Annotated in this window: 6 protein-coding genes and 2 pseudogenes; 7 read left to right on the top strand and 1 reads right to left on the bottom strand. The window is 65.7% G+C overall.

Translation table 11 applies throughout. The features are described 5' to 3' along the window. Window positions 1–160 precede the first annotated feature (160 nt). The 3 genes and pseudogenes from ACIRVK_RS44415 to ACIRVK_RS44405 form a co-directional block, all read left to right on the top strand. Window positions 161–304 (top strand): hypothetical protein, encoded by a 144-nt coding sequence (locus ACIRVK_RS44415; RefSeq protein ID WP_404257695.1) that lies wholly within the window; start codon window positions 161–163, stop codon window positions 302–304. 62 nt (window positions 305–366) lie between these two features. Beyond that, entirely contained in the window at window positions 367–1,749 is a 1,383-nt protein-coding gene (locus ACIRVK_RS44410; RefSeq protein ID WP_404257693.1) for a magnesium transporter MgtE N-terminal domain-containing protein, read from the top strand. 177 nt (window positions 1,750–1,926) lie between these two features. Next, window positions 1,927–2,145, top strand: a pseudogene (locus ACIRVK_RS44405) (helicase associated domain-containing protein); the annotation flags it as partial. On the opposite strand, the gene ACIRVK_RS44400 reads toward ACIRVK_RS44405, so the two are convergent. Continuing rightward, a complete protein-coding gene (locus ACIRVK_RS44400; protein WP_404257691.1) occupies window positions 2,071–6,096 on the bottom strand; it encodes a helix-turn-helix domain-containing protein in 4,026 nt (1,341 codons plus the stop codon). The pseudogene ACIRVK_RS44405 and the gene ACIRVK_RS44400 sit on opposite strands and share 75 nt — an antisense overlap. Window positions 6,097–6,423: 327 nt before the next feature. Between ACIRVK_RS44400 and ACIRVK_RS44395 the strand changes: the two genes are divergently transcribed. From ACIRVK_RS44395 to ACIRVK_RS44380, 4 genes and pseudogenes are all read left to right on the top strand, one after another. Next, entirely contained in the window at window positions 6,424–6,969 is a 546-nt protein-coding gene (locus ACIRVK_RS44395; RefSeq protein WP_404257689.1) for a hypothetical protein, read from the top strand. Between the two features lie 274 nt (window positions 6,970–7,243). Then, complete coding sequence (locus ACIRVK_RS44390; RefSeq protein WP_404257688.1) at window positions 7,244–8,860, top strand: ISL3 family transposase; 1,617 nt, start codon at window positions 7,244–7,246, stop codon at window positions 8,858–8,860. A 168-nt stretch (window positions 8,861–9,028) separates the two neighbouring features. Next, a pseudogene (locus ACIRVK_RS44385) lies at window positions 9,029–9,406 on the top strand (transposase family protein); the annotation flags it as partial. Between the two features lie 133 nt (window positions 9,407–9,539). After that, entirely contained in the window at window positions 9,540–10,196 is a 657-nt protein-coding gene (locus ACIRVK_RS44380; RefSeq protein ID WP_404257686.1) for an ISAs1 family transposase, read from the top strand. The last annotated feature ends 133 nt before the right edge of the window (window positions 10,197–10,329 follow it).

Below are 10,329 nucleotides of genomic sequence, written 5' to 3'. Positions count from 1 at the left end.
CCAACTCGCTGCCGAGACCCGCAGGTTCTTCCACCGCCGTCAACGCCAGCCGCACATCGTCCGCGGCTACTTCGGCGGCCGACACGTCCGCTACATCCTCGAATAGAACCCTTTGAGTTTCGGATCAATATGGCTGCGGCCGTGTATCACCCTGTAGAGATTGGACAAGCTGACCAAGACCGTGGCCAAGGCTTCCGGTGTCACCCCCAATGCGATCAAGGTAACACCTGTAGTCAAAACTGCGATGAAGGCGATCAAATCTGACCGACTCGAGGCTGCATTCATTTTTCACTCCTCCGTGTAGCGATTGGCTGGATGTGATTCCAGCCTGCACAGCGAAGGAGCCGTTGCGGTAGAGGAGTCGCGTTGACAGAAAACGTGGCAACACCAGATGGCAACATGGGAGGAGCGAGAGAGAAGATGATGAAACCTCTAAAGAAGGATCTCCCACAAAACATCTACCTACTCGTAGAGGAACTGCGTAAGACATTTTCAAAGACGGGAAAATCGATGCGAGCATATGCCAAAACGCGGCATATTAATGTATCCGCGATTTCCCGCTACTTGGACGGAGGGCGGGCCCCGAGCAGGAATTTCATCGACAATCTCTTGAGTGATGCGGGAGAAAGCGAGGAGCGGAAAGAGTTGATTATAGGCCTGTACCTTGCTGCTCGCCCGGACTTCAAAAAACGACCCATTCAGGTGCGGCATGACCGGACACGCGGCAACAGCGAACAGCAGTTGTTCCAGAAAGCGCAGCAGTTGAAAGCGGATCCAAGATCTTCTTCATCAGTGCGCATCCTGAATGAGGAGCATCCTCAATGGATTGCAAGCATCCTTGACCTAACATCCCCGGGCAAGTGTGCGGCCGCATTCAGGCATGTCACAAAGAGTCAAATGGCAGATGTTCTCGTAAATATGAATGCCTCTCACGCCATTGAAGTGCTCAGATTGACAGACGCCCGTCGTGCGGCGGAAGCTCTGAGAGAAATGAGCGCACAGCAAGCTGCTCAGCTTCTCGAGGCCATGCCATTTGAACAATCCATTGATCTCTTCAGTTCTATGGACTCCGGACGAATAGCGGAGATTGTCCAGCATCTATCCCATAAAAAGTTCATAGCAGTCCTTGAAAAACTCCCCGGCTGGACTGAAGTCCTTCGAATGATGAACATCTCCCATGTTGTCGGGGTGTGCAGGGGGATGACCCGAGAGGAACTCTCCCATGTAGTCGAATGCTGGCCACTACAGATTACCACCCAAATTATCAGTGAAATCGATGCAACCACTGCCGCAACCGTTCTGCTGCCTTTTTCCGAGCCCGACCAAATAATTCAGTCACAGCAACGGGCCGCTCAGATTCTCACCATGATGGATCCAGACAAAGCAGCATGCATATTTAGCGCATGGGGATCATACGGGAAATTCGTCTTCGAGCACATGGTTGGTCCGTTGCGCCGGTCTAATACGAATAGAGGGAGAATGGCCAAGTTCCTCTCCAACTTGGCTCCAAGTGAGAGTGCTCATCTCATAGCTGAGGTGAAACGACCTGACCATTTGTGGGCCCACCACGTATTCGCTGAGATGGAATCCGCGCCAGCCAGCCACATCCTCTGGCATCTTCTAAAAACCCCTCCTGGTAGCACCTCCGGACGCCTCGCTGTCGAGATTATGGACCAAATGAATGAGGAACGCCGCGAGGCCATCCGTAATCTCTTTAAGAATTATCGAGGGTCAGCTGAAACCCAGTAGAGATCGATCCGGGGTGGTGTCCGGAGTGGGACATTGCCTGGCAGCGGCGGTACCGGCTCACGCTCGCACGCAGGAAGGCCGGCGGCCCACTTCCCGGCCGGGGCCGGAGACGTCGTCGTCCAGGGCGAGGACCTCGGGGCAGGGATCGCCGCGCAGCGCGCCGCGTGGGACGGGTTGGTGCCGGCGCAGACGTTCCTTCTGCAGACGGTCGGCGTCGATCCGAACGAGGCCGGACCGGTGCGGCCGGCGGCGCGGTCGCAGGCCGACCGGTGGGAGACCAACCTCGCCGCCGCCCGACAGTTCCACGCCCGCGAAGGCCATCTATGCCCTGGACGCAAGCACGTCGAACTGGTCGACGGTGAGGAGATCGGGCTGGGGTCGTTCATCGCTAACGCCCGGCGCAGGGCCAACAAACTGGGCCCCGTACGCCGTGAGGCGCTGGAGGCCCTCGGCATGCACTGGTGAGCGTGGTGTACGCGTCCTTGCCAGGCAAGTGAGTGCAGGACCCGCCGCAGCGGCGGAACCCGCATTCACCGCGCCACAATCACAGTCTCTGCTTGCCCCTACCAGCCGTGACACGGCGGAGCGTAGGCGAGTGCCGGGATGTAGTCCGGCCACTGCTCGGGGGTGAGCAGGCCGGTGGTGGTTTTGCAGATCCGCTGGATCGCCTGGTCGAGTCCAAGAGGGGTGAGTTCGATCGTGCCGTCCGGTCCCGCTGTTGCCAGTAGCTGCCCGTCCGGGCGGTAGGCGGCGGTCTCGATCACGCCTGTGTGTCCGGCGGTGAATCCCTTGCCCCAGCGGAGCGCTGGCCGGATCGGTCACATCCCACAGCAAAACGGTCTGATCGTCGCCTGCACTGGCGAGCGTGTGGCCGTCAGCACTGAAACCCGCCCAGGTCACCCGGTCGGTGTGGCCGGTCAGGGGATTGCCCAAGGCCGAAGCGTGCGCGGGGGAAGAGACGTTCCACAGCCGCACGTCATGGTCCGTGCCAGCGGTGGCCAGCAGCCGCCCGTCGGGGCTGAAGGCACCCCACAGGGTGCCACCGGTGTCGCCGGTGTGGATGTCGGGCAAGGCCCGGGGATGCGCCGCATCACGGATATCCCACAGCCGGACCCTGTCATCGTCATCCTCACTGGTACTGGCCAGGGTATGGCCGTCCGGGCTCACACCCGCCCACTGGACGAAGCTGCTGTGGCCGGTCAGCGGATCGCTGAGGGCAGCGGGGTGCGCGGGGTCGGTGACGTTCCACAGGCGCAGGCGGTCCCGGGGGCCGCCGGTGATCAGGATGCGCCCGTCAGGGGTGAAAGCCAGCACGTCGGTCTGACCAGCGTCGCCGGTGCGGATCGAGCCGGCCCACCGGGGACGGCGTGGATCGGCGATACGCCATAACCGCACAGTGCCGTCACTGTCGGCAGTGGCCAGCAGGCGGCCCTTCGGATGGAACACCACACGTGTTGCGGAGTGCTGGTCCGGTAGTTCCCCCAGTTGCCTGCCGCGCGCCGGATCGCGGACGTCCCACAGCCGTACCGCCCCGTCGCTCGCGCTGGCCAGGGTGTGGCCATCCGGGCCGAAGGCGATGCTGGTGACGCTGCCGAGGTGGCCGGCTAGAACAGTGCCCGGCAGATGCCATAGCCGTACGGTGTGGTCGTCGCTCACGCTGGCCAGCGACCGCCCGTCAGGGCTGAACGCCAGCCAGTTGACGAATCCGGTGTGCCCGATCAGCGGCTGCCCCAGGGAAGCCGGATGTCGCAGGTCGGAGACGTCCCACAACCGTACGGTGTGGTCCGCGCCGGCGGTGGCAAGTGTCCGGCCGTCCGGTGAGAACGCCACTGCGAGCAGGGTGTTGGTGTGGCCGGTCAACGGCCTGCCCAGTGCCTTGGTATGCGCCGGGTCGGAGACGTCCCACAGCCGTACCTTGTCGTCGTTGCCCACGCTGGCCATCACCCGGCTGTCCCGGCGCCAGGCGACCGTGTAGACAACGTCCGGGTCGCCCAGCGGCTGCCCCCACATCCTCGGATGCCTCCGGTCGGTGACATCCCACAGACGGATCGTATGATCGTGGCTGGCGGCCGCGACGGTGCGGCCGTCCGGGCTGAAGACGGCAGAGGCAACGGGACCCGTTGCCCCGGTGATCGGGGTGCCCAGCGGCTTGGCGCGCGCGGCATCGGAGACGTCCCACAGCCGTACGGTGCGGTCCTGGCCTGCGGTTGCCAGCGTGCGCCCGTCACCGCTGAACGACACCGAGAAGACGGAGTCGATGTGCCCCGTCAACGGCCTGCCGAGGGCCTTCGGGTGTCGGGGGTCGCGGACATCCCACAACCGTGCCGTACGATCCCGGCTCGCGCTGGCCAGGGTGTGACCGTCCGGCGAGAACTGCAGCCCGTACACCCAGCCGGTGTGGCCGGCCAGTGGTTTGCCGAGCGGGCGGGGGTGCGCGGGATCGGCCAGGTTCCACAGCCGGATGGTGTCGTCGCCAGCGCCCGTCGCCAGAATCCGCCCGTCCGGTGAGAACGCCACCGCATACACCGCCTGCGTGTGCCCGGACAGCACGGAAGACAACGCCATGTTCTGAGTGCCCAGGAGACCCGCCGTAACCTCCGGTTCCGACCGAAACCGGTGCGCCACCACATACATCCGCGCCGCCAGCGACGGATCGGTAGCGTTCACCTGCCCCGCCTCGGCCACCACCTGCTCGGCCACCGCCCGGTCCCGGCCCGCGCGGGCCAGCGAGCGCTGCTGGAAGGCGACGACGGCGACCGTCGATGCAACCAGCAACGCGGACACCGTGACCAGCAGCGCCCGGAAACGCCGGGCGGTGCGGACCGCGGCCCGGCGCTCCTGCTCGCGGGCGGCGATACTGGCGTCGAGGAACGCACACTCCACCACAGTCAGCTCCGCACGGTCCTCTGCGAAGTGCTCCTTGGCCGTGGCGAGGCGGGTGCCGCGGTACAAGGCCCCTGAGTCCCGGTCGAGTTCTAGCCAGGCGCGGGCGGCCTCGGTGATCTGACGGTGGACACGCAGCCGGTCGCGAGCCTCGTCGATCCAGGTTCGAAGCCGGGGCCAAGCCGTGATCAGCGCCTCGTGAGCCAGGTGCACCGTGTCGCCGTCCAGCGTGACCAGCCGCGCCCGCGCCAGCAATTCCAGCACCGCGGCGGTATGGGCGGCCTGGTCGGAGCTGCTCTGCGCCTGTAGTTCGGTGCGGTCGGCAGGACGGCTGGTGTCCTGGGCACCTTCACCCGGGGTGATCAGCCGCAGCAGGAGGCGCCGGGCGGTCTCGGCCTGCTCCGGGGAGAGACGGGTGTACAGCGCTTCAGCAGTACGGGTCAGCGCGCCATGGACACCGCCTGTCGCCTCGTATGCGGCCAGGGTCAGGGTGCGGCCGCTGCGGCGGCGCCACGTCTCCAGCAGAGCATGGGACATCAACGGCAGCCCGCCGGGCTTCTCGGTAACGTCCCTCATGATTTGTGCGGTCAGGTCCCGCTCGACGATCAGACCAGCGGATGCCGCGGGTTTGACGATCGCCTGACGTAATTCCGTGGGGCTCATGGGCCCGACGAGCAGGGTGGCGTCGCGCAGTGCCGCGGCCCATGCGTGGTGGTCGGCGCAGTGGCCGAAGAAGTCCGCGCGTACCGCGATCACAACCCGCACCTTCTTCTCCGGGTTCGCCGCGGTCAGCAGCAGGTTCAGGCAGGCCTGTCGCTCGGCTGGGTCGGTACAGAGGGTGAACAGCTCCTCGAACTGGTCGACCACGACAACCGTGTCCCCGCGCTCATCGCTCGCTCTCATCATGGCCGGGAGGGCGGACAGGGGCCGGGGGCCGGGGGTGAGAATGCGGATCGTCGCCGGGCGCGTGTCCGTGTCTGCCGCACTCCGTAACACCGGGATCAGGCCTGCCCGCAGCAGAGAGGATTTGCCGCTCCCGGACGGACCGACGACAGCGACCAGACGGTGGGCATGCACTCGCTCGGCAAGCTGAGCCACCAACTCGTTCCGGCCGAAGAACAACTCAGCGTCGGCGGGTTCGAAGCGTGCCAGCCCACGATAGGGGGCCTGCGTATCGTCGCCGTACTGCGGCGCGGCGGCCACTCCCCGGGCCGCCGCATTCCAGCGTTGTTCCCACTCTGCGGCATCCGCACCGCACGCTCGCGCATATGCCAGCACCACCGCCAGGGACGGCAACCGCTCCCCTGACGCCGCCCGTGACAGCGTGGCCACCGAATAGCCCGCACGCTGTGCCATGGCCCGGTACGTCAGACCACCGGCTTCCTGACGCAGCTTGCGCAGCTCGAAAGCGAACGACTGAACCGGACCCGCAGCCGGATCCAACTGGCGTTCACGACGCCCCATCCGCGCCTCGCCTCCCCGTCGATACAACGTGGCGAACCTCAACCTACGCATGGCCGTCAAACTGCTACAACCATGCTGACCTGCGATTTCCGGTCAATTCCCCGGGTGCTCACGCGCCTTGGAGATTTGTTGCACGGCATGGAACGGGGGTGCGCAACAACGTCCCGACCCAGAACTCTGGTGCGTGGCCGGCGTCGGACAGCGTGTCGACGGGGAAGCGCCGGCCGCCTCAGCCCTTCATCACGTCAGGGCCGCCTCGCGCCCCCCTGACACGGAACAAGAGAGGTACCTGTGAAACTGGTTGCTACCAAACCGAGACTGCTACTCATGGCCGCTATGGCTGTCCTCGCCCTGGTCTTAAGCCTGCAGGCCGGCGCACCGGCCCGAGCGGCTGGGCTCTCCTTTGCCGCTCAGGCCGAGCAAGCGGGACTGAGCTCCCAGCAGGCAAAGGCCCTCCAGTCGAAGGTCGACCACTACCTCGAGGCCACCGGCGGCAAGCAGGTCTCGCCTAACGAGATCGACTACAAGGACGGCAATCTTCGCGTCGTCATCCCCGGCGAGGCGCACCCACGCGACTTCTCCTCCAAAGCAGCCAAGCAGGTGACCGCCGATCACTGTAATGGCGCTCCCAAGTACAACGGTTACTTCTGCGCCTACAGCGGTTCCTACTACACCGGTGACACACGACAGTGGTACACCTGCGGGACGTACTCCATGCCCTTCCACCACGGCGGCTCGTGGATCAACAACCAGACGAAGAACCAGGCCGCAAACATGTACAACAGCAACGGGGACGACATCTTCTGGACCTTTGCCTTCGATGAAGACCCCACCGGTGACTGGTGGCACGTGTGGACGGTGGAGCTCTGCTGACCTGCTCCCCCTCCGCGGCGACCGGGTTCGCCGGTCGCCGCGGAAGTTCACCACCCGCCGCTTGTCGGGCTGCGTACCGGTCCTTGGGCGAAGTCTCTCTCCGGCCGAGGACCCGACGATAACCGCCAGGGGAATACTGCAGCGAGCAATGTGTCAGCGGTCATGCAATTCGGCTCCGTCGACGATCTTGTGATGTTGTGCGGTTGAGCTGGGCATATAACGGGTGTGCGGTTCAGGGGGTTTGGGATGGTTGCTACCGCATTTAGCTGATGTGGTGGTGGAGTCGGTCAGGCGTACGGCCGAGACGGTCACGTTATGTGCCGCGTGTACGTCGTTCCCGGCGAGATGTACGGGGTGCCGGATGCCGTCGTGGAGGGTGCACGGCCGCTACGTCCGCCGACTGTCCGATGCGCCGCTCGGCGGCGCGGCCGTTGTGATCGAGCTGACCGTGCGCCGGTTCAAGTGCCTCAACTCGGCTTGCCCGGCAGTGACGTTCGCCGAGCAGATCCCCGGTCTGACCAGCCCGCACGCCCGGTACACCCCCCTCCTACGCGACGCGCTCACCTCCATCGCACTCTTCCTGGCTGGACGGCCCGGGGCCAGGCTGGCCGCCGCGTTGAAGATCCGGGTCGCCAAGGACACGCTCTTGACCCTTCTGCGCGCGATACCCGACCCGCCTGACGAAGGCGTACGGGTCCTCGGTGTCGATGACTTCGCCCTGCTTAAGGGCAATACCTACGCCACCCTCCTGGTCGACCTGGAGGCCCGTCGCCCACTCGACGTCCTTCCCGGCCGGGACGCCGATCCGCTGGCCGACTGGCTGCGCGGCCATCCAGAGGTGGCGGTCATCTGCCGCGACCGGGCCGGCGCCTACGCCGAGGGCGCCCGGACCGGAGCTCCACAGGCACAACAAGTCGCGGACGCCTGGCATCTGTGGCGCAACCTCGCCGAGGCCGTGGAGAAGACGGTCGGCTCTCACCACCCGTGCATCCGGGCCGCGTTCGCCATGCCCCCGGTCGCCGAGGAGCCGTCCGTGAAGCCCCTGGTCACCGCAGCGCCACCAGTAGAAACCGCGCCGTTCGACCCGCCCGACGGCACGCTCGACGTCCTGGGGAAACCGCGGCGGCTGGTCGCCCGCACGACGCAGCGGTACGAAGCGGTGCAACAACGGCTGGCTGCGGGGATGTCGCTGGCCGCGATACGCCGCGAGCTGCGACTCGACCATTCGACGGTGCGTCGCTTCGCCCGCGCCCAGAGCCTGGACGAACTCCTGGTCAAAACCGTCAACCGCACCTCGATCCTGGACCCGCACAAGCCCTACCCGCACCAGCGGTGGACCGAGGGCTGCCACGACATTCCCCAGCTTCACCGCGAACTGCGCGAGCACGGCTTCACCAGCGACATCCAGAGCGTGCGCCGCTACTTCCGCCCCTTCAAGAAGCCCCATAGCCCAAGGCCAAAGCATCCTCTGATGCCGCGACCCGAACCGAGGCTGGCACCGAAGCCCCGCCGAGTGGTGCGCTGGATCATGACGGACCCCGGACACCTCGCCGACGCCGACGCGGCAGAACTCAAAGAGATCCGAACCGCCTGTCCGCACCTCGACGCCGTCGCACGCCACGTCCGCGACTTCGCCGACATGATGCATGATCTCCGCGGTGATCAGCTCCCAGCCTGGATGGACCGGGTCACGCAGGACGAACTTCCCGCCCTGCACTCCCTGGTCAACGGCCTACGCCGCGACCTCGATGCCGTCATTGCCGGGCTCAGCAGCCCATGGAGCTCCGGCCAGTTTGATGGCCATGTCTGCAGAGTCAAGCTCCTCAAGCGCATGGGGTTCGGCCGGGCCAAACTCGACCTGCTCCGCAGACGCATCCTGCACAGCCCATGACCGGCGCCCATCACAAGATCGCCGACAGAGCCGGAATACGTGATCGTCGACAATCCAGGGCGGCGTCGTTCTCGCGGTGAGGGTGGTCTGACGGTTCCGTCGGGTTGGGGGTAACTCGCCCTGGATGCCAGATAGTTCGCCAGGAGCTCCTGGACGGCCCCGGAAGCAGTGCAGGCACGGCCTCCAGTGATCATCGGAGTGTCGAGTTCCCTGATCACCGAGAAGGCCGTGCCTGCTCCCGCATCTTCACCGATCCCCGCGTCTGTGGTCCAGCTCGGCTCTGCCGACACCGTCACGGAAGCGGACATACCCTCCCTGCTCCGGCACCTCCAGCGGGTTCCCGACCCGAGGATCCGGCGGGGACGCCGTCACCCGCTGGCCTATGTCCTCGCCCTGGCCGCCTGCGCGGTCCTGGCCGGGGCTCGTTCCCTGACCGCGATTGCCGAGCGGGCCGCCGATCTGCCGCGCGACCGGCTCGCGTGCACGGGAGCGCGCGTCCTCGACCCCGAACCCGGCCTTGCCTGCCGACCGCCGTCCGAGGCCACCTTCCGCCGCGTCCTCCAACGCCTCGACGGCGACGCCCTCGACACCGCCATCAGCTCCTACTTGCGCGAACGCGCCCACCATCAGCCAGAGAAGAAGGAACTGGTCCAGGTCGCCGTGGATCTCCCAGCGCGAAGTGGCGTCAAAGACCAACGAAATCACCGCGTTCAAGCCCCTCATCACCCCACTCGACCTGGAAAACCATGTGATCACCTTCGACGCCCTGCTCACCCAGACCGATCTGGCCCGCTTCCTCGTCGAGGACAAGAAAGCGCACTACATCGCCGTGCTGAAGGCGAACCATCCCCGCCTGCACCAACTCGTCAAGGAACTGCCCTGGCGGGACGTCCCGCTCGGCCACCGCAGCCGGGACACCTCCCGGGGCCGTAACGAGATCCGCCGGCTGAAGACCGCCGCGATGACCCGGCTGCCTTTCCCGCACGCGGTGCAGGCACTCCAGATCGTCCGCCGCACCGTCCGGAACGGGAAGACCACGATCGACCGCGCCTACGCCCTCACCAGCCTGGACACCCTCCATGAACAGGCCGGACAACTCGCGGAATGCGTGAGACGGCACTGGTGGATCGAGAACAAGGAACACCACGTCCGCGACGTGACATTCGACGAGGATGCCTTCCGCGTCCGCATCGGCACCGCACCCCGCGCCATGGCCAGCCTGCGTAACCTTGCCCTCGGCACCCTCCGTCTCGACGGCTGGACCAACATCGCCCAAGGTCTGCGCCATCACAGCCGTCGCCCCGACCGGCCCCTCGAAGCCCTGGGCATCTCCTGACACCGAGGTCGGGGACGAACAGACCGTCCTCACCGAGCTGCTCGTCCCGACCTCTCCCTGTCAGGCGGTGAAGCCGCCGTCCACGTGGATCGAGGCCCCGGTGATGTACCTGCCGTCCACACTTGCCAGGTGG

This window comes from Streptomyces sp. NPDC101152, assembly GCF_044768275.1.
Classification (GTDB): Bacteria; Actinomycetota; Actinomycetes; order Streptomycetales; family Streptomycetaceae; genus Streptomyces.
The sequence above is the reverse complement of the archived record's forward strand: the minus strand, read 5'-3'. Positions and strand labels throughout refer to the sequence as shown.